21 protein-coding genes are annotated in these 20,938 nt (G+C 35.4%); 7 read left to right on the top strand and 14 right to left on the bottom strand.

Annotated elements, in window-relative coordinates:
- Window positions 1-120 precede the first annotated feature (120 nt).
- From H8718_RS01605 to H8718_RS01595, 3 genes are all read right to left on the bottom strand, one after another.
- Window positions 121-3,393 carry a 5'-nucleotidase C-terminal domain-containing protein gene (locus H8718_RS01605; RefSeq protein ID WP_249331283.1) on the bottom strand — a complete coding sequence of 1,091 codons (3,273 nt, stop codon included), beginning with the start codon at window positions 3,391-3,393 and terminating at the stop codon, window positions 121-123.
- 122 nt (window positions 3,394-3,515) lie between these two features.
- Window positions 3,516-3,725 carry a hypothetical protein gene (locus H8718_RS01600; protein WP_177669283.1) on the bottom strand — a complete coding sequence of 70 codons (210 nt, stop codon included), beginning with the start codon at window positions 3,723-3,725 and terminating at the stop codon, window positions 3,516-3,518.
- A gap of 58 nt (window positions 3,726-3,783) precedes the next feature.
- On the bottom strand, window positions 3,784-4,104 hold the full coding sequence (locus H8718_RS01595) for a hypothetical protein (protein ID WP_177669281.1): 321 nt from the start codon (window positions 4,102-4,104) through the stop codon (window positions 3,784-3,786).
- A 132-nt stretch (window positions 4,105-4,236) separates the two neighbouring features.
- Here H8718_RS01595 and H8718_RS01590 point away from each other — a divergent pair, with 132 nt between their 5' ends.
- Window positions 4,237-4,722: an FUSC family protein gene (locus H8718_RS01590; protein ID WP_249331282.1), complete on the top strand. Its 486-nt coding sequence runs from the start codon at window positions 4,237-4,239 to the stop codon at window positions 4,720-4,722.
- Here H8718_RS01590 and H8718_RS01585 read toward each other — a convergent pair.
- The gene (locus H8718_RS01585) at window positions 4,719-5,369 is read right to left on the bottom strand and encodes a biosynthetic peptidoglycan transglycosylase (protein WP_177669278.1); all 651 of its coding nucleotides are present in this window, start codon (window positions 5,367-5,369) and stop codon (window positions 4,719-4,721) included. The two genes, H8718_RS01590 and H8718_RS01585, sit on opposite strands and share 4 nt — an antisense overlap.
- A gap of 189 nt (window positions 5,370-5,558) precedes the next feature.
- Here H8718_RS01585 and hflK point away from each other — a divergent pair, with 189 nt between their 5' ends.
- Both hflK and H8718_RS01575 read left to right on the top strand, forming a co-directional pair.
- Entirely contained in the window at window positions 5,559-6,611 is a 1,053-nt protein-coding gene (hflK, locus tag H8718_RS01580) for an FtsH protease activity modulator HflK (protein ID WP_249331281.1), read from the top strand.
- A complete protein-coding gene (locus H8718_RS01575) occupies window positions 6,601-7,536 on the top strand; it encodes an SPFH domain-containing protein (RefSeq protein WP_249331280.1) in 936 nt (311 codons plus the stop codon). The genes hflK and H8718_RS01575 overlap by 11 nt, the downstream gene beginning before the upstream one ends.
- 70 nt (window positions 7,537-7,606) lie before the next feature.
- Here H8718_RS01575 and H8718_RS01570 read toward each other — a convergent pair whose 3' ends face one another.
- The 4 genes from H8718_RS01570 to H8718_RS01555 form a co-directional block, all read right to left on the bottom strand.
- The gene (locus H8718_RS01570) at window positions 7,607-8,572 is read right to left on the bottom strand and encodes an alpha/beta hydrolase (protein ID WP_249331279.1); all 966 of its coding nucleotides are present in this window, start codon (window positions 8,570-8,572) and stop codon (window positions 7,607-7,609) included.
- 80 nt (window positions 8,573-8,652) lie between these two features.
- Window positions 8,653-10,971: a bifunctional glutamate--cysteine ligase GshA/glutathione synthetase GshB gene (gene gshAB, locus H8718_RS01565; RefSeq protein ID WP_249331278.1), complete on the bottom strand. Its 2,319-nt coding sequence runs from the start codon at window positions 10,969-10,971 to the stop codon at window positions 8,653-8,655.
- Between the two features lie 232 nt (window positions 10,972-11,203).
- Entirely contained in the window at window positions 11,204-11,548 is a 345-nt protein-coding gene (locus tag H8718_RS01560) for a hypothetical protein (protein WP_249331277.1), read from the bottom strand.
- 163 nt (window positions 11,549-11,711) lie between these two features.
- On the bottom strand, window positions 11,712-12,233 hold the full coding sequence (locus tag H8718_RS01555) for a hypothetical protein (protein ID WP_249331276.1): 522 nt from the start codon (window positions 12,231-12,233) through the stop codon (window positions 11,712-11,714).
- A gap of 193 nt (window positions 12,234-12,426) precedes the next feature.
- Here H8718_RS01555 and H8718_RS01550 point away from each other — a divergent pair, with 193 nt between their 5' ends.
- Entirely contained in the window at window positions 12,427-12,657 is a 231-nt protein-coding gene (locus tag H8718_RS01550; RefSeq protein WP_283246127.1) for a ferredoxin, read from the top strand.
- A gap of 61 nt (window positions 12,658-12,718) precedes the next feature.
- Here H8718_RS01550 and H8718_RS01545 read toward each other — a convergent pair whose 3' ends face one another.
- Window positions 12,719-13,852, bottom strand: coding sequence for a S66 family peptidase (locus H8718_RS01545; RefSeq protein ID WP_330597566.1), 1,134 nt, complete (start codon window positions 13,850-13,852; stop codon window positions 12,719-12,721).
- A gap of 353 nt (window positions 13,853-14,205) precedes the next feature.
- Here H8718_RS01545 and H8718_RS01540 point away from each other — a divergent pair, with 353 nt between their 5' ends.
- Entirely contained in the window at window positions 14,206-15,141 is a 936-nt protein-coding gene (locus H8718_RS01540; RefSeq protein WP_249331274.1) for a 5'-methylthioadenosine/S-adenosylhomocysteine nucleosidase, read from the top strand.
- Window positions 15,142-15,215: 74 nt separating this feature from the next.
- On the opposite strand, the gene H8718_RS01535 is transcribed toward H8718_RS01540, so the two are convergent.
- The 5 genes from H8718_RS01535 to kduI form a co-directional block, all read right to left on the bottom strand.
- The gene (locus tag H8718_RS01535; protein ID WP_249331273.1) at window positions 15,216-15,653 is read right to left on the bottom strand and encodes a GNAT family N-acetyltransferase; all 438 of its coding nucleotides are present in this window, start codon (window positions 15,651-15,653) and stop codon (window positions 15,216-15,218) included.
- Between the two features lie 242 nt (window positions 15,654-15,895).
- On the bottom strand, window positions 15,896-16,582 hold the full coding sequence (locus H8718_RS01530; protein ID WP_249331272.1) for a sugar O-acetyltransferase: 687 nt from the start codon (window positions 16,580-16,582) through the stop codon (window positions 15,896-15,898).
- A gap of 227 nt (window positions 16,583-16,809) precedes the next feature.
- The gene (locus tag H8718_RS01525; protein ID WP_249331271.1) at window positions 16,810-17,607 is read right to left on the bottom strand and encodes a carbohydrate-binding protein; all 798 of its coding nucleotides are present in this window, start codon (window positions 17,605-17,607) and stop codon (window positions 16,810-16,812) included.
- 12 nt (window positions 17,608-17,619) lie between these two features.
- On the bottom strand, window positions 17,620-18,423 hold the full coding sequence (locus H8718_RS01520; RefSeq protein WP_249331270.1) for a gluconate 5-dehydrogenase: 804 nt from the start codon (window positions 18,421-18,423) through the stop codon (window positions 17,620-17,622).
- 33 nt (window positions 18,424-18,456) lie between these two features.
- Window positions 18,457-19,317, bottom strand: a complete 861-nt coding sequence (gene kduI, locus H8718_RS01515; protein WP_249331269.1) for a 5-dehydro-4-deoxy-D-glucuronate isomerase — start codon at window positions 19,315-19,317, stop codon at window positions 18,457-18,459.
- A 183-nt stretch (window positions 19,318-19,500) separates the two neighbouring features.
- On the opposite strand from kduI, the gene H8718_RS01510 reads away from it, so the two are divergent.
- Together H8718_RS01510 and H8718_RS01505 are read left to right on the top strand one after the other, a co-directional pair.
- A complete protein-coding gene (locus tag H8718_RS01510) occupies window positions 19,501-20,352 on the top strand; it encodes a helix-turn-helix transcriptional regulator (RefSeq protein ID WP_249331268.1) in 852 nt (283 codons plus the stop codon).
- 92 nt (window positions 20,353-20,444) lie between these two features.
- A complete protein-coding gene (locus tag H8718_RS01505; RefSeq protein WP_249331267.1) occupies window positions 20,445-20,903 on the top strand; it encodes a ferritin-like domain-containing protein in 459 nt (152 codons plus the stop codon).
- Window positions 20,904-20,938 lie beyond the last annotated feature (35 nt).

Here is a 20,938-nt window from a genome sequence, read left to right as displayed (position 1 = left end):
GCTTCTGCGTCTTTTGCTCATGTCATAAAAATATAAGAAATGAAAAGCGCAGCCTACGACTATTCAGTCCGCACGCTGCACCTTCCCTAGTTTGTATAAAATTAAATGAAACGAATAAGCCTATGCTGCCTGACCAAGCTCTACTGGCTGTGTTTCGGCTTCTGGTTCTACAACATTAATTCTATTTTGAAGCTCAGTACCTTCTGTTCCCTTTGTTTGCAAATACTCAATAACAATTTCATCAAGAGCAGAGAATTCTCCTAAGCTCTTACATTCTGCAAACATGGTGTAGTTATCACCACCCGCTGCAATAAAGTCATTGGTTGCGAGCTTATAAGTTGCTTTAAGGTCAAGCGGCTTGCCACCTACTAAAACTTCTACCACTCTGCTACCTACTTCCTTTGAAGGATCAAAGGTATATCTCATGCCAGCTACATGGCTAAAGGCGCCGTTTGCTTCTGGGTATTTAGCTACGCCTACTTCAAGGGCATCTTTAATGTCCTGACCTGTTACTTCAATCATAACACCATAGTTACCAAATGGTAAAACAGTAATAACATCTTTCTTTGTAATATCGCCATTTTCTATAGAAGCACGAATCCCTCCGCCATTTGTAAGGGCTACATCTGCTCCTGTAGTTTCAAGAAGTGCATTGGTTATAAGGTTACCTAAATTACTTTCACCTTTACGCACAACTTCTCTTTCACCTACAAGTTTCATATCTGTTTGGCCTACTACTTCTGAAGTAATCACTTCAAAATCTTTCTTAATTTCTTCAATGACTGCTTTTACAGCATCATCTTCACTAAGACTCATTCCCTCTTGTTTTGTAAGAAGCACTGGTACTATATCAAAGGTACCATCTTCTTTGAAATAGAAATTAACCTGGCCAAGTTGCTCTATATACTCTCCAGCTTGAACAATAAGGGTATCCCCTATTTTCTTACCTTCTGGTAAAACAGTGTGACTATGTCCATCTACAATAAGGTCGATTCCCTTTACCTTTTCAGCTACATCAAAACTTGTTTCTACTGCTTCATCTTCATAGGAACCTAAATGTGTAAGGGCAATAATTATATCTGCCTTATCTTCAAGTTCTTTCACCATTTCTCCCGCTACTTCACTAGGTGATTTAAAGGTAAGTCCTGCTACATTTTTAGGATGTGTTTGATACGTTGTGCTTTCTGTAGAAAGTCCAAAAATAGCAACCTTTTTACCTGCTACTTCTTTAATGATATAAGGTGTAAGAAGTGGTGTGCCATCATCTTTCATAACGTTAGCAGATAAAACTTTTCCACCCATAATTTTATCAAGTTCCACAAGGCGTTCATAGCCATAGTTATAATCATGGTTACCTGATGCCATAGCATCATACCCAATAGTGTTTAAAATCTTTGTCATAGCTTCACCTTTTGTTGTGGTTACAATCGGAAGTCCATGAAGTGTATCCCCTGCATCAAGTACAAGTACATGATCTTCGCCATAACTTTCACGCATATTATTCACTTTAGTTGCAACACGTGCAAATCCCATTCCGTCTCCTGCTTCAATACGTGTATGCGTATCATTAGTGTGGATGACTGCCATATAGTCTTTATAAGTTGGATGAAGCCCTGCATGAATCAAATCTGCTTCTGTAATGGCTCTTACATTCTCTGTACGACCATCTGATGATTTTGGAATAGTCAGTACACCATCATTGACAGCTTTTACTGCTATGGTGTGAAGCTCTTCATCCCAATTGGTTCCGATAATCTTCCAGTTGTTGTTTGTAACTGGAGTCATTGTACCTTCTTTTTCAATGTACTCTTTAATATACGTTCTAAGTGCTTTTGGTGCAGATTCCATATAAGGTGTCCCTGATAGAATCTTTTCACCATCTGGGCCAATCCCACTATAACGGTAATCATTAATAGCAAGTTTAAGCACTGTATCGTCTGCAAGAGGCTCGCCTTTATACATAACATTTGTAATACGACTACCTACTGGCTTACTAATATCAATCTCATAGTCTACGCCTTCAAACATATCATAAGCATAGCCACGAATAGTTGGATTAAAGCTAATGGTCAAATCACCTGGTTTATAAGTATTGTAATAAGCAGCTGACCATTCCATATAAGCTTTTAATTCTTTACCTGTTACTTGTACCCCTACTAAAGTATTGGCATATTGATAAATATCAAATACATTAGCAAAGTTTAACTCACCTTTTGGTAAATTAGAAGTAGATCTAAAAAGTGCTGCTGCAGCTACATCCGCACCTGTTGCTTCTAACTGTACTTTATTAATAAGATCAATAAGTGCTGTATCTCTTACTTGTGCTTCTGGAATGCCTTTTACTTCTGGAGCTGGATGGAAATCTTCTGTAGCCTCGCCAATAGAGTCTTTTAAGAATTCCATTGTTTCATTATGATATTTTTCTGTGGCTTTTGTTGTAACTGGGTCTGGTTCATAATCTTTAAGTGGTAAAATAGTAGAAGATGTATGTTTTACTTCCCATTTACCATCTTTATTAATAAGCTGAATATCAAAGCGTACGACTTCTCTATCTTTCATAGGTGCAGCAATAGTTACACCATTAATCTCTTCTTGAACTGTTTCATGGTCATGCCCAATCAGGAATGCATCGATTTCTGGGCATCTTTCAGCTACAAGTTTTGCTGAATCGCTACCATCTGCTTCATGTCTGCTTTCAAGACCAGCATGAGCTGTAGCAACGATGACATCTACTTGTTCTTTTTCTTTAAGAATCTTCACATACTTTTCAGCTTCATCCGCCATATGCTTAAACTCTAAATCTTTTACACCTTCTTTATTTGCATCCCATCTAGGAATAGAAGGCACAGTTAGCCCTAAAATACCTACTTTAACATCCCCTACTTCTTTTACGATATAAGGTGTAACAAAATTTTGCCCTGTCTCTTTTACATAAGTATTGGCACTTAAAATCGGAAAATCGGCTTCTTTTTCAATCTTCTTAATCATTTCTGTTCCAAAATTAAATTCATGGTTGCCAAGGGTCATGCTGTCATAACCAATCACATTCATAATGTCCATAACTGGATTAGGTTTTGTTAAATCTGAATTATATAAGTCATCTGTTAAGATTGTTCCTTGAATGGTGTCTCCATTGTCAATTACGAGTGTATTAGGGTTTTGTGCCTTAGTCTCTTTCACCAATGTAGCGGTTCTAGCAAATCCACTATTAGCATAGTCCTTATTGGCTTCATAAGACCAACTTGTCAAATTTCCATGCATGTCACTTGTGCCAAGTATAGTGAGCGTCATTTCCTTTGCTGCTCTATCTCTTGCCCATGTTGGCATAGCAAAAGACATTATCATGAGTAATGATACAAAAACACTGATAGACTTCCTGGCAATACGGTTCACGTTATCCCCCCTAAATCATTTGGAAAACCTATATTTTATGTATATTATAGGAGTTGTTTAAAAATAACCTGATATAAAAAATAGACTATTGTACTTTTACAATAGTCTATTAGGTCTTTTAACTAATGAAAGAAATCTTTGATTTCTTCTTTTACATCTTCTTTTATTTCATGATAAGCTGTTTGCATATGTTCCATTTTACTTTGGATTTTTTGTTTATTAAATTCTTGCTTAACTTCTTGTTTAATATTTTCAGCAGTAAGTTTTGTAATATCTACTGCATCTTTCATTTCCTTTTGGGCAGTTTCCTTTAGGTTCTTCATAAGTGTCATAGCCATCATCCTTCAAGTAGATTTAAGATGACATTATTATGTACACTCTTTCTACTTTTTATGCACGCTCTTCTAGAAACAGTCGGATATAACCTTCTTCCTTCTGTATATTTAAAATATGCCCCTTTAAATCTATTTCAAAATTAGCAAAGCTTGAATATAGGTCTACATCCCTCATAATATGAATCGTTACATCTTGTCTATAAGGCGATGTACGTACTAAGACTGCTCTTGATTTAGGAAATTGAAGACGTGACATAAGAGGGTGAGTCAATTCTAAATTTACTGGGTAGGATAAGGTCTCAATAAAGTAATCCCTATCCTCTCCTCTTTGAATCGTTCTTGCTTCTAAATTCGTCGTAAATAATGTTGTTTTCATACTGTAAATCCTTCATCCTTTATACATAAACTTTTTAATACCTCTCTATCTTACACCTTTTATAAAACATATTTACATTAATTTAAATTTAAACTAAAATAAACTAAATCTTATTAAAAGAGGCGAATACATATGTCAAAACCTTCTTGGCTTACCATTGAATCTATAATTTATGTGCTGAAATGTTTACTAGGCTTAGTTTTATGCTATTTCTTCTATTGGCTATTTCCAGAATATCGCTTTTATTGGAGTATTGTTTCCGTGCTTCTTGTCATCTCACCGGATGACTTAGATTGTAAGAAACTTCCCATTGACCGTATGAAAGCAAATATTACTGGCTCTCTAGTAGGCCTTCTTCTTTTTATCATTCATCCTCCTAATCTCCTAATGATGAGTATAGGGGTAGTCACTACTATTTTAATCTGCTATAGGATTCAGTTAGGTACTGCAACGCGTTCTGCACTAGCTGCTCTCATTATTGTTCTTGTTCAACAGCTTAATGACCACTCACTCATTAGCGCTTTTGAGCGTATGGTGAGTGTGGTACTTGGGTGCCTTGTTGCACTCTTTATTACTTACTTATTTGAATATACTCATAAATGGCTTACAGGCCGTTAATTACTTAAAGAGGCAATCACTTGTGTTTGTCTCTTTTTTGCAAGTTCATAATTGGTACTTAAAGCATAACGGCTTGGTGACTGTGGTAATCCTGCAAGAAGTGTGGCTTCATTGAAATCTAAATCCCCAGGTGCTTTATTAAAATAGCCTTCACTAGCTTCTTTAATACCATAGTAACCATCTCCAAAGTAAATCATATTAACATATAACTCTAGTATATCCTGTTTTACATAATTTTGTTCTATGTGATACGCCATAAACATCTCTTCTACTTTACGCATTATTTTTTTCTCACCTGAAAAATACATATTTTTAGCCAACTGCTGCGTAATGGTACTTCCCCCTTCTACAATCTGACCAGATTCTAAATTGGTTACAACTGCCCTTACTAGCGAAATAAGGTCTAATGCCCCATGTTCAAAAAATCTTCTATCTTCTACTGCTACAATAGCCTTTAAGAAATCCTCATCAATTTGTTTAAGTGGCACATAGTCTTCATCAGCTTGGAGAGAAGCCACTTTTTCTTCTAAAGGTACTACTTCTAATTTCTCCTTAAAACCTGTATATCCTACAGCCATAATAAGAAAGCAGCATAAAATACCTATAGCTACTACTGCTTGAAGTGTACGTCCTATTATTTTCCTCATTTTATTTCCCCCTCGCTTTTTAATATAGTTCTATTATAACAATTCTTTCTTAAAAGTCTTATGGTTTTATCTAACAATATTCTTACATTCTCGTAAGATGATTTCCTTTTACTCTATGACAAAAATTAATGAATATTTTATACTTTTATATTATAATTCAATTATGTTCTTAAAGGAGGTTGATAAAATATGGATTTTAACAATCCAAATGATAATGTTGTTATAGACGTAAACTTTAAGCAGAAAATGCAAAACTTCAGCAAAAATTTTAAATATGCTACTACAATTGTTGTAGCTATTTTGCTCCTGATTATTTTAGCAGTTGGCTCTATTTACCGCTTAGAAACAGGTACCGTAGGAGTTATTACACGTTTTGGTGCTATCCAAGGTGTTAATGAACAAGCTGGTATCCACTTTAAACTGCCTTTCATTGACCGTGTGCAAAAGGTAGATGTACAGACTATTTATAAAATGGAGTATGGTTTCCGTACTGCAACAGCAGGTAATACACTAACAGATCCTACTTATTCAGATGAAGATGCTGAAGAACAAGTGATTATTGAAGCTAAAAGCAATAATGCTTCTATTATCCTGCTTAACCTTATTGTAAGATACCAAGTAGCAGATCCTATCGATTTACTCTATGAAGTAGATGACGTAGAAGATACCATGCGCCTTGCCCTTGAAGACGTTGTAAGAAATACACTTCCAAGCTTTACTATTGATGAAGCTTTGCAAAATAAAGAACTTATTGATGAGGCTATCTTACCAAAATTTCAAAAGAAACTAGATAAATACAACACAGGTATTAAAATTGTTCAAGTGACCACTCAAAACGTTTCTCTTCTTCCTGCTGTAGAAGAAACAAGACAAAAAGTAGAAGAAGCCAACCAATACAAACAGGGAAAAGAAGAAGAAGCTCAAAAATATGCTAACACAGTTATTCCTAAGGCTGAAGCTGAAGCGACTAAACTTTATGAAGATGCTAAAGGTTATAGTGCTGAAGTCATTGCTGCTGCTAAAGCAGACATTGCAGAATTTGAAGCGCTCTATAGTGAATACCTAAAAAATCCTAATGTAGTTAAAGAAAAATACTATCTTGAAGCTATGCAAGAAGTTTTCAATAACAATGAACTCATTATTGACCAAACCAACAATAGTAATTTCCTGAAGTTTTATAATGTCCCTAATACATCTTCCCAAAAGGCAACTTTAGAAGGAGGAAAAACAGATGAAAATTAAATTTAAAATTACTTGTACCTTTGTAGGCATTGTAGCGCTCTTTTTAGTTGCTAATAGTATTTATATTGTAGAACCTGATGAAGTTGCTACTATTCAGCGCTTTGGTGCTATTAAATCAGCTGTTATTCGTGAAGGTAAATATGATATTGTATCAGAAGGTTTAAAACAATACGAATCTCTTCAAAATGTAAGCCTTGTTAGTGAAAGAGGTCTTCTCTTTAAGGCACCTTTTATAGACCAGGTAGAAAAATATAGTGCAAAATATTTAACTTATACTTCAACACCTGAAACCATCAATACAAGCGACAAGCGAAAATTAGACATCCAAATGTACGCTCAATATCGTATTGAAAACCCTGCTATTTATAAAATGAAAGTTGGGTCTTTATCCAAACTCAATCAGCTTATGGATGATAACGTTTATCCTGTTGTTATCCAATCTGCCAACAAACTTACTTTTGACCAATTCTTTGATGATACCATTATGTCTGATATGATGGAAGAACGCCGTCAGGAACTTAATAAAACTTTAGTTGTTCAATATGGTATTGAAGTAGCTGACATTGGTATCTATCGTAAAAACTTCCCTCAATCCAATATTGCAAGTATTGAGGATAAAATGAGTAAAGAAATTCAAAAAGAAAGCGAACGTCTACGTGCTGAAGGAGATGCTTACTACACTAAATCGACTTCTGAAACTAATAGACGTGAAAAAGAAATTATTGCTAAAGCTACAGAAGAAAGCGCCATTATTCGTGCTGAAGCAGAACGTGAAGCTTTAGAAATTTATCAAAGTTCTCTAACAAAAGATCTTGAATTCTACCGTTTTATCCAACGTATGAATGCTTATAAAGACTTAGAAGGTAAAACAATCTTTATTGATGAGGATAATGCATTTCTTAAATACTTAGATGGGTATCAATAAAACCAAATAAGAAGCGTACTTAAGGATTAACTAAGCAACGCTTCTTATTTTTATCTTTATTTAGTTTTTTCTACTCATTAAGATATTTGGCAAGGAAATTCTTAATGGTTTGGGTATACAGCTCTGGCTCCATCTCTGCGGAAGCAGCATGAGCTGCTCCATGTACCACTAGCTTTTCTTTAGGACAGTTAGCGGCATCATAGACTTCATCCAGCATAAAGAAAGGTACGAAGGTATCTTCTTCTCCATGAATAAATAAAATAGGTGTTTTAGACCTAGCTACCTGCTTAATGGCAGATGCTTCGGATAGAAAATAGCCTGCTCTTGCTTTGGTAACTAAATTAGCTACAGGCATAAGGGGGTAAGTAGGCAGTTCAAAAAGTGTCTCCAAATTATAGGAGAACTCATCCCATGCCGTGGTATAACCACAATCTTCTATAATGGCTTTTACGTTAGAGGGCAAAGGCTCTCCAGCAGTCATCATAACAGTAGCACCGCCCATTGAAACGCCATAGAGTACAATTTGAACTTTTGGGTTCCTTCGGATAAGATAGTCAATCCACCCAAGCATATCGAGTCTGTCATGCCATCCCATACCTACATATTCTCCCTCACTTTTTCCATGCCCACGTAGGTCAGGAATCAGTAAATTGTAACCATCTTCATGGTACACCCTACTACATCTTGCCATATCTTTGCCTTCTCCCATATAGCCATGTACTTCTATAACCCATGTATCTGAAGGCTTTTCATTTTCTATTTCATAAGCATGCAATTTTAGCCCATCATAAGAAGTCATATAGACATCCTCATACCCAGCGTCCTCTTCAAGCCACCGACTTGCTACCTCTTTATCTAAATCTGTATGTTTACCGGACGCACTGCCAAAAATCGCTTCTTTAGAAATAGTAGGATTAAGTGCCAAGTTGTAAAAATAATTAGCACCATAAACTAAGACACCACTACCTGCTATAATACTCATCATTATGATCCATAAAATCCATTTCTTTACAGGGTGCCTACGTGCTTGTGTCATCCTGATGCCCCCTTTGTATACACATAGTTTCTATTATACCTTAGTATACAAAGCTTACTTCCTATTCATACTGGAATAATCTAACAAGGTCTTTTTTCTAAGAATCCTAAAAGCTTTAAAATCTTATGCGCAATATTTCTTTCTTTTCCTCTATAAGGATAACTGTGAATATGGATAGCTGGATTAAAGTTGAGCTCAATTACTGCATAACTGCTCTTACTATCTGCTACATTTTCAATCATCATATCTACGCCACATATTTTAGCACCTACTGCATGACTTGCTTCTACTGCAAGCTGTTTAAAATGGTCACAAATAAAATCTGTATAATCTATACTGTCTCCGCCTGTGCTAATATTAGAGTTTTCTCTTAAATAAATACATATACCTTCTTCAGGTATAGATTCAAAATCAAGTCCTTGTGCCTTTAAAAATAGACGTGCTGTTTCATCTAAATGAATTTTCTCCAGTGGCCTACGGTACCCTTTCCCTCTTAATGGATCTTGGTTCTTAAGACTCACTAATTCTTTAATGGTATGTACCCCATCTCCTACCACATTAGCAGGTACTCTGTGCAGGATGCCTACCACTTCTTCTCCTATGACAAGGAAACGATACTCCTTGCCTTTTATAAACTCTTCTACAAGTATAGTATTATCATGTTTAAAGGCTTCTTTAAAAGCACTCTCTAAATCTTCTTCCTTAGTGCCTTCTGGGAAGATACTTATGCCTTTACCGAAATTAGTAGATTTAGGTTTAATGACAATAGGTTTGTTTTTAAGATCTGAAAGATGGCAAAGGGCATCTTCTAACTGGTACCATTCACCCCCCATTGGTACATTTATCCCCTTATCTTTCAGAATCTTTTTAGTCACTACTTTATTTTCCATAAGCAATACACTTATATAGTTATCTTTTGTTGTTTTAGTTGCTTGTTTTACATACTCTGTTTCACCATATTTTTTAAGTGCTACAAAGTTATCAGCACGATCTAGAAGTTCTATTGTAATCCCTCTTTTAACAGCTTCTTTTAGAAGAATCTGTGTAGAAAGCTCCATATCCTCATAACCTTTAAATACAAAACGTGCCTTATAAGCCTCATCTTTATACTGCTTTGCAAGGTTTAAGCAAGCTGCTACATACCCCTCACGTTTAACAGCTTCTACAAGCTGATAAGCATAGGTAAGCTGATAATCTTTAAGACGTTTTTCCATTATCTCAATGACATCTTGTTTATCTAATCCTAAAGTATCATTAAGCTTTCTCATTTCTTGCAGCATCTCCATACCCCAGTCTTCTTTAAGTACAAGGTTTCCATCTTTTTTAAGCTGAAGTTCCTTTTGACCATGCGTAGCAATGGCTTTTTGATTTTCAAGAGCTTCTTCTTGCCAAAGTGTATAATCACTTTCTTCTTTAAATAATAAGTAAAGATTAAAGAGCTGCATAAAATATAAGTCATTTAAACTAATCCCTGCTCTGTCGAATGGATTAATATCAATACTTCTGTACTCTAGATAACATATACCATCCTTCTGAAGAGATTCTAATAAATTCCCATTATCTTTTGCCTTTAAACGAATTTGACTATAAAGCTCTTTATGGCTTTCAATAGTTCCCTCTTTAATAAAATGCTCTAAGCTCGCAATATGTTCACCTACACTATCATAGTTAGGAAAAATAGCTGTTTTATTCTGATAACCACAGTCTCCATTACGATAAGATAGGGCACCATCACTCGAGAAGCTGTCTGAAGAAATTTTCTTAAGCTGTTTACCACAGGCTTCTACATAGGTTTCATGCATCGTACTTGTACTGCCTAATAAATAAATAATCAGCCATCTATAACGTAAGTAGTTACGTGTTACCTTTAAGTAAAGGCTATTTTTAAAGCTTTTAGTATCTAACTGAGGCGCATAAGCTGTATGAAGCTTTTGAATTAAGCTCTCTTTAAAAGAAAAATTATAATGAATACCTGATACAAGCTGTTTTTTTCCGCCGTATTTAAGCATAAGTTTCTGTCTGTAGCTTTCAGCATCTACACCTGGTGGGCATTTACAAAAACGTGCAATAGGTATTTTTTTATCTTCTGGAATAATACATGGCATAGACTGAGGCCATATGTATTCATCTCCAATTTCCATAACCGCTATATCATACAGTCCACTTAGAAAGTCATAAGTCTCTTCTAACGTATCCATAGCAGGTGTAATCAGTTCTAATTGACTTTCGGAAAAGTCTGTGGTGATATAAGGATTACGTAGTTTTTCTCCAAAAACCTCTGGATGAGGTGTAAGTGCTAGCTTGCCTGAAATTTCACATCTTAACCCTTCTCGTTCTATCCCAAAGTGGCCACCTAATAAATCTTCTCTTGTTAATAAGCTTTTTATTTTTTCTAGCATTTCGTATAAGCTCCTTCTACATCCCTTCATTCTTATAAAGCAAATTAATATTTAAAATCATTTTTCTTAACTACCTTATAAGAATCTTTCTTGTCACTTAACACATAAGCTGTAAGTATCTTTGCACCTAACACTTTTTGCTATAAGACTTCCTAGCATTTAGGATTTGTGCATCACATCCTTTATTCCAGAAAGCTTTGCCATTAAAAGTAGTTAGCTTATCGTTTCCTCCTTATAGCTCGATGTCTAAGACTTTAAGTCCAGTAGCAAAATAAACATCTAAAGGAATTTTAATCACCATATGTCTTACTTCTATGTCTTGTGGTCGCCATCCTTTAAGCATATTAAAAGCATTCATGGTCTTCTCATAAAGTGCTTGTGGGTCCTCTCCCTTATTTTCAGGATTTCTTCCTACATGTAAAATAACTTGTACGCATTTTATAAACTCCATATCCTGCTCATTTAAGTAAGCAATTAAAGCTTCTTTGCTTGCTTTATCTTGCCCCTCTTCTTCCTGTACATAGTTATAAAGTAATGTCTGTAATTTTTTAAATTCATTTGTATAGTGAGTAAACATCGCTGCTCTCCTTTTTATCTTATTTTTCTAGGGTTATTATAACACAAAAAGGTAACCCTTATGAAAGGTTACCTTCTACTTGATATTCATACTGTCTAAAGACTACTTTATAAGCTCATTTTATATTGAAAGCTTCATTAAATCTACTCTTTCATGCAAAAATTTAGTCAAAAATATAATACAAATTACGGTATGGACAATAAGGTTTATCACTTCCAACTTCTATAATTTGCTCATTATAAATTAATGCTTTTTTAGACCAAAAGTCTAAACTACGCATCAGTTCTTCTTTTGAAGCTATATTTAAATCCTGTGGCTCTTTCTCTGACGGGAAGCCAGGATACATCGTAATCAATCTATAAGTATCTTGCTCTTCTTCTACTTTTCTAAATACCATCATCACTTGCTTTACTTCTTTTGGCTTACGGCCCTTAACAAAACGTGTATAAAGTTCTCTTTCTAAGCGTTTAGCATAAACCACTTCATCCTCAGCTGTTGTTTCAACCAAGCTACAGTAGCCTATAGGTTCATCACACACTACTTCTAGTCTTTCTACTGGCTCTTTAAAGTTATTAAATATCCCTTTTGCCTCAATCATTTCAAAGGTTGCTTTCCACCCTTTAAAAAAGTCATCATCATGGCAAAGCATGTGACTTTCTGTTCTCTCATCAATAATAATATTCATACGTTACTCCTTAAGTTGTCTTTAAATTCATGTCTAATATTTTTAGTATGATGTTTTTAATTTAACTTCATACTAATAAAAAAGCAATACTTAAATTTATTAAAAGACCAATTGACAAACATACAATAATTACATATAATATCTTTTGAAATAATAATTATTAGTTAAGATTTCTTTTAAATAAATTTCAAAAATGAGATATAAAAATCCATTACTTAGGAGGATTAAAGAAATGAAAGCAAGAGTAGATAAAGATATTTGTATCGGATGTGGACTTTGTGAAAGTACATGCCCTGAAGTTTTTTCAATAGAAGATGATGGTTTAGCAGCTGCTATTGAAGGTGAGCTTACAGCTGAAGTTTGTGACGATGCAGAAGCTGCTAAAGATGGCTGTCCAGTAAGTGCTATTGAAATTGAAGCTTAAGAAACATCTTACATAAAAAAGATAAACTTAGCATATGTGTTAAGTTTATCTTTTTTTATTTTTATCTACACCCTGATTCCAGAATTTCAAAATTTTTATAGATACAGTTAATTTTTGCCTTTGCTCCATAGGGCAAACAACACTTTGGCTCACAATGTCCAAAGCTTACATTATATAAAAGTGGTAAGTCTTCTCTATTATAGTCTCGAAGTACTTTTAATAAAATTTTTTTATAGTCTTCATAGTAACAGTTGTCATAGGGCTTACCTATTATCATGCCATGAAGAACTTGCAAGATACCCATTTTTCCGTATTTTCTCATATAATGCTCTACCTCACTAGGACTTGGTTTATCTTCCGAAGTCTCTAAAAAGAGGATAGCCCCCTGAAAATCATCAATAGTTGGGAATAACTCCGTCCTACTAATCCAATCCATAACTTCTATACAGCCCCCTATGAGCCTTCCTTCTATACTCCCTTTACCCTGCAAAATTTCATAAGGTGTATTCATTTTAAAACGTCTCATCTTTTGTCTATTGGTATAATCCCAAGGCAAATATTCTGAAGTCCACTCTGTTGCAGGTGCAATAATCCCTAAAGGGGTATTATCAAATAAAGCCTTCTTAATCCATTTTCTTGTATACTCAGGTAACACTACATTTTCTGCAAAATCACTTAAAAGAGCTGGGCCATAAAAACTTGAAAGTCCTGCTTTATAACACATATAATGCGTCACTGTAGAATCAGAATACCCTAGAAAAATTTTAGGATGTCTACGAATCACTTCTAAATCTATATAAGGTAGTAACCTTAGACTATCATCTCCGCCAATACAGCTAAAAATTCCTTTAATCGAATCATCTTCAAAGGCCTGCATCAAATCCCTAGCACGCGCCTGTGGATTTTTTCTTAAGTAATCCACACCCTTTAATGTGCTAGGCATCTCTACTACTCTTAGACCAAAGAGCTCCTCTAACCTTCTCTTGCCCTGTTCATATCGCCAGAACAAGTTAGACTCTCCTGCACCTCCCCAGGACAGACTTACCGTTGCAATTTTATCTCCACTTTTTAATTTTTCTGGCTTAATAAGATTAATCATCTTATCGCTTCCTTTCCTACTCCTTCCCCCAAATACTTCTGTCAAACTCCTACTGTCATCCTCCCTAACTTTTGCAATCCCATACCCTTTCTTCATACTGTAAAAGATACCTCATTAAAGGCTTTATAAGGTAAATCATTATCATAGAAAGAGTTTGTAGCAAGAACCAGCTACGTCTCTTTAAACTGTGTATGCACAAGATTTGTTAAAATACATATACTTCATTCTATTCCCCTTTAATTCTTAGCGCGCCTATAGTTATTCAAATTGTGCCACTATTAAAACTACTTATCTAACAATGCATCTCTTTCTTTTAATTTCCAACGGCTTTATCCGAACTATTTATTTTTAAAATAAAAAAATGTTCGTTTTTTTTGTTGACTCTTTAAAATTCTGCTTATATAATAAGTTCATAACTAGACGGAATTACAATTAGAGGAGATAAAGACATGAATAAATTAATTAAAAAATCTATGACACTTTTTGCAGTAGTATCTATGGGCGCAGTTATGATGGGTGCAGCACCAGCAAGTTCAGTTAATAAAGAAGTGATTCCAGCAGTTCAACTTGTAGAAGCAGTGCAAAGACCACTTCTTATCCAAGGTGCAATGGATGTTGAAACTGAAATCATGATGGCAGCACTTGAAAATACTGAAGATATTACTTTAGGTGTTTGGAAATATACAAAAGGTACATTAAATGGTTACCCAGTAGTCATCTCTAGAACACGTATCGGTATGGTCAATGCAGCAGCTTCTACTACTCTTGCAATTGAACATTTCAATCCAGTAGCCATCATCAACCAAGGTACAGCTGGTGGCCATGACCCAGAGCTTCACAAATATGATATTGTACTTGGTAAAGAAGTTGTAAACATGGGTGCATTTAAAACAGACTTTACAGAAAAAGGCGATGGTATCCACCCAACAACATGGAAACCTATGACACTTGAAATTATAGACAAAGAAACTGGTGAATGGACAGAAGTAGGAAGCTTCCCAGCTGATGAAACACTTCTTGCAGCAGCAAATAGTGTAAAGGATACTTATACAAAAGGTAAAATAGTAGAAGGAACTGTAGGTTCAGCAGACGAATGGAATAAAGAAATCGACCGTATCTTATGGCTTAATGAAACATTAGGAACATCTGCTGAAGAAATGGAAACAGCAGCCGCAGCTCAAATCGCAGCAACTTATAATATTCCATTCTTAAGCATCCGTATCTTATCAAACAATGAGGTACATAAAGAAGTTTATGATCGTACAACAGGTGAAGATTCTCAAGCTTTCACATTAGAAGTTGCCAAAGCTTATATCAATGACTACTTATTAGCAGAAACCAAAGAAGCTCCACTTACAACTGAAGCAACAACTAAAACTAACTAATATATACTCCATAAAATCCAAACTAAAAACACAGGACTATTTCGTCCTGTGTTTTTTACAATTTATCAATTTTTTTACTGTAGCTTCTTTATAAATCTAATCTGTTCCTTCTCTGAATCATATCCTCGTAAGCGGTAAAAAGCATGTGCATCTCTCCTTATCTTCCCAGAGTTAAGTCTCACACCATATGCACCCGTCTCCTTAGCCCACTGCTCTACTTCATTTAATAGCCTTGTTCCTATCCCTTTTCTTTGATAATCTCTTAGTACTGCAAAACCTAGTAAGTTTTTCATAGATGGATAATAAAGTACCTCATAATTCTCCGCATGTATATAGCCCACGACTTTCTCATCACAAAGGGCTACAAATACCTTCTCCCTCTCACTTGAAAGGGCAGCTTGCAATTTTATTTTGAGCAACTCTTCACCACACGTATAACCTAACTCATACTGCGTAATCTGGCCAATTGCATGGTAATCTGAAATAAAACCTTCCCTAATTTGTATATTCATATACGCTCATCCTCCCCTTAATTCTCTATCTTTAATTTATAAAGAACATCGCCCTACTATTTCCAGAATAACTTTTTAAACCTAGTCATCTTTATTATGTTCTTTAGGACAGTTTACAAGGAACTACACACACCATGAAACAGTCTCCTAACAGCAAACGGGTTCCGCCCAGCCTTCGCCTCTATCATACAGGCCGAATTAACCATTGTTCATATAGCGTTTCAAGTTTATTTAGCAAGTTCTCAATCGCCCTTGTATACAGGATAGCGGTATTTATCTTCCTCTGTGATTTTTCTCATCACTCTGCAAGGTACACCTACAGCAACTACATTGCTTGGTATGGATTTTGAAACCACACTTCCTGCTCCAATAACTGAATTGTCTCCAATGGTTACGCCCGCGAGAATAGTTGCCCCTGCCCCAATCCAAACATTATTGCCGATAGTAATCGGCTTTGCAATTTCCATCCCTGCCTTACGTTGTTCTGGGTCGATGGCGTGTTCGGCAGTTGTAAAACAACAGTTCGGAGCAATAAAAACATTGTTTCCGAATGATACTTGTGCTCCGTCTGTAATGATCAGATTATGGTTTGCATAAAAATAATCGCCAACCGAAATGTTATATCCGTAATCACACCAAAACGGTGGGGTAAATATTACGTTTTCTCCCATTCTGCCTAATATTTCAGCAAGCATTTTCTGCTGAGTTTCCCGGTCGTTTGGACTCAGCTGATTATACCTGTAACATTTTTCTTTGCATTTACTGATTTCTGCTTCTAACTCAGGATTATAGCACGCTTGAAATAAACAATTTATAGGGACTTTTGCTTTGGCTTTCATCATCTTCGCTCCTATCTTTAATGTATATGGTTGAAACTTGGCAATAGTAAAAACAGCCGTTATCTTCCAGTCAAACTCTCCATGATCCAACTTGACCCCCGTGAATGTGAAAATAGCAGAATTGAATGGGATCAAGCAGAAGCTTGTGAAGCAGATAGCAGAGTTGACCGCGGAAGCCATCAGACCGTTACCCTATGTAGCTTCTTGTAAACTGTACTTTACTATTGTTTAAATTTATTTATTAGATAATTTTATTATAGCATAAAACAAGGGATAACCCTAAGGCTTATCTCTTGTTTTATCTTATCTATTATGTCCTACTCTTGTGAATCTAGCTCAATGCCATATACTTCTAACTGTGATAAGGCTGGAAATGGTGAAGGGTCATCTGCCTTAATTAAATCACCAAGCTCTAGCCACTCTACACATTTCTTCTTAAATCTTATTTCGTGTGCCTGATCTGTTTTTTCTAATTCCCATACGAGGGTACTACCATCTGAGAATTTAAACGTTACCTGTTTCCACCAAGCGTCATGTGGAAAATCAGCTCTTGTATACATTCTAATGTAGTCTATACATACTTTTCTACCAAAATCTATTTTCATGCAGGCATTAGGATCTCGATTGATTCCCCATGATTCATAAGGCCAATAGCCATGGGAATGATTTTCACAATTGCCGTTAATGGCATTTTTAGCTGCAAATACAGATTCTCCTCTTGTTTCAACATTTGCACTAGCATGTGGGAAGCAGTTCACCTCGCCATGTTGATCATACTTATTCAATGCAAGATTCTTATAGACAGCCTTCTCTTCCTTAGTAGCTTCTCTTATTTTAAGAAGGTGTCTATTACCACTAAAAGCTTTAGGTGAATAGCAAACTTTCTTTTCTCCAAAAGGCACTTCATAGCGTAAGATGCCTCTTTGCAAATAGACAAAGGATTCTCCAATAGCATCATCTAATTGTAAAACACAAAAGAGATCTTCTTTATCACTTTCTACAATAAGTATATCCCCTTCTTGATAAGCATTTGCATAGACAAGGCCCACTTCTTTATTACCTTGATTTTGGGCAAGTATATGTCCCTTTCCATCTTCAATTCGAATTGTAAACATTTTAATCTCCTTTTATTTAGGTTGTTTACCAATGTAAGCTAAAATACCGCCATCTACATAAAGCACATGCCCATTCACAAAATTAGAAGCATCCGATGCAAGGAAGATAGCAGGACCCATTAAGTCTTCTGGTGTCCCCCAGCGTGCTGCTGGTGTCTTTGCAATAATGAATTGGTCAAATGGATGTCTTGTGTTATCAGGTTGTACCTCTCTAAGTGGTGCTGTCTGTGGTGTTGCAATATAGCCAGGTCCAATCCCATTACACTGAATGTTAAACTCACCATATTCAGAAGCTATATTCTTAGTAAGCATCTTAAGTCCACCCTTAGCTGCTGCATAAGCCGATACAGTTTCACGCCCTAGTTCACTCATCATAGAGCAGATATTAATGATTTTCCCACCACCTTTTTGAATCATAGATGGAATAACTGCTTTTGATACAATAAAAGGCGCATTTAAATCTACATCTATTACCTGTCTAAAGTCTTTAGCACTCATCTCATGCATCGGTATTCTTTTAATAATCCCTGCATTATTCACTAAGATGTCGATAACACCTACTTCTCTTTCAATAGCATCTACCATAACTTTTACAGCCTCTTCATCTGTTACATCACATACGTAACCCTGTGCATGAATCCCCTCTGCTGTATAAGCTTCTAATGCCTTATCCACTTTCTCCTGATCTAAGTCATTAAAACAAATAGTTGCTCCCGCCTTAGCATAAGCTTTAGCAATAGCAAAACCAATGCCGTAAGATGCACCTGTTACAAGAGCAATCTTACCTTCTAACGAAAAACTATTCATAATACTCATCTTGCATCCTCCTTACTTTCTACTCTTATATCATTAACGAAGTTCCTTATTCTCTACGGCATCCATATCTGTAAACTCTTGATTTTCTCCTACCATGCCCCAAATGAAAGTATAGGCTCTTGAACCGCTTCCTGCATGAATCGACCAGCTTGGTGAAATAATTGCTTCTTCATTTCTTACGACAAGATGTCTTGTTTCTTGTGGCTCGCCCATATAGTGCATCACAAAAGCATCCTCTGGCATTTCAAAGTAGAGATAAACTTCCATACGTCTATCATGTGTATGGCAAGGCATTGTGTTCCATACACTTCCTGGTTTTAGGGCTGTCATACCCATAACAAGTTGGCAACTTTCAACTTGCCCTGGAAGGATGTATTTATTTATGACGCGATGATTGGATTCTTCTAAGCATCCAAGTTCTACTTTATTTTCATCTTTAATAATCACTGTATCTTCTGAAGCTTCGCCTTCCATTTTAATAGCTACAGTAGGATAGGAAGTATGTGCTGGCGCACTGTTTAAATAAAATTTAGCAGGCTCTGCCCCATCTACACTTGCAAAAATAATATCCTCTGCACCTTTCCCTATGTACATACCATCTTTGTAATCTAATGTATAAACTTTACCATCTACTGTCACTGTTCCCTTGCCACCTACGTTGATAATCCCCATTTCTCTTCTTTCTAAGAAATAGTTAGCACGAAGCTCAGCTCCTGCTGTAAGTGTAAGAGGCTCTACTGGTACAGCTGCTCCTGTAATAATACGATCAATGTGGCTATAAACTAATTTAATTTCCCCTGGTATAAATAAATCTTGAATTAAAAATTCCTCTCTTAAACGGTCTGTTGTATAGTGCTTAACGTCCTTTGGAGATGCTGCTGTTCTAACTTCCATTTTATCGTTTCCTTTCTCATAAAGTTATTGTTCTTTCTTAAGTCTAACATACTATAATCTCAATTTCTTGGTATTTACGATTAGAAATGTGGCAAATTTTGAACTCTTTTACTTGATGTTATATTTTTATTCCTTTATAATAAATTAAACAATTCTACATTTTCAGCAATAAGGAGGATTTCTATGGAAGAACTATCTTCATGCAAACTTGCTATGGAAAATTGTATTCAGCAAAAGTACTTTTCAATTGCACATCTCTACAAAGAAGAAAAAGCCATGAATATGCATATTCATGACTGTTATGAAATCTATTATTCTATTTCTGGTGGCAAGCAATTTCTTATTGATAATCAATTCTATACCATTCAGCCCGGTGATGTATTTGTGATGAATCAATATGAAAGCCATTACTTAACCCAAATTGATTCCGAAATCCATGAAAGAATCGTAATAGCCATACACCCTGATTTTCTTAAACAGCTCTCATCCACCCATACAGATTTAAGCGAATGTTTTACAAAACGTACTTTAGGTTTTTCTCATAAGCTTTCACTAACTAAAGAACAGCAAAATCAATTCCTCTACTACACCAAAAAGATTACTTCTACTGAGGGATATGGCCAGGATTTAGCCGAACGTGCCACCTTTATTCAACTTATGCTGCTTCTTAATGCCGCTTATCAGGCTACAACTGAAAGTAGCCTAGCCTTAAAACCTAATAAACAAGTGGATGAAATCCTCCTATACATTAACCAAAACATCTATGAAATGCTTACCATTGAAGATTTAGCTAATCACTTCTTCCTCAGCAGTTCTTACATCTGCCGTATGTTTAAATCCGCTACAGGTATGACTATTAATAAATATATTACGGCAAGAAGAATCAGTATTGCCAAGTCACTTCTCGCTGAAGGATTAAATGTCAATGAAGTTTGTATCCGATGTGGCTACAATGATTATAGTAACTTTGTTAAAACCTTTAATAAAGCTGTAGGCATGTCTCCAAAAAAATATGCACAAGTTTGTGTATTGTAATCAAATCATTATATAGCCTCTTAATAGGTATATTTTATCTTTTTTTATAAATAATAACCCTATACGTTTTTAAATAAAGGAGGCTATTTACTATGGCATTAACTCAAAAAGAAGAATCGCTCATTAAAGATTTACAAGATCAAGAAAAACTTTGTATTGATAAATACAATTATTATGCCGAAGCTGCTAAGGACCAAGAACTTAAAAATCTATTTAATAGACTTAAAACCAATGAACAAGATCACTTTAATGCACTCTCTCAAATCCTTAACAATGAAACAAGTAGCATTAACTATGAACGTCTAAACGCATCTCAATATTCCCCTCAAGCAACCTATGATACTACCTGTAATGCAGCAGATAAAGAACATGACAAATTCCTCTGTACGGACTGTATTGCTACCGAAAAATATGTTTCATCTGCTTATAATAATGACTTATTTCAATTTGCATCCACTAATGTGCGTGAAGCTTTAAATCACATTCAAACAGATGAACAAAATCATGCTGAAATGATTTATAAATATAAAAGTACAAATGGCATGTCTTAAGTAAAATAAGAAAAAGACCTGATAGCATCTTCATG

The organism is Zhenhengia yiwuensis (assembly GCF_014384995.1).
Lineage (GTDB): Bacteria > Bacillota > Clostridia > Lachnospirales > Cellulosilyticaceae > Zhenhengia > Zhenhengia yiwuensis.
Note: the sequence above shows the minus strand (reverse complement) of the source record. Positions and strands in the feature narration are given on the sequence as shown.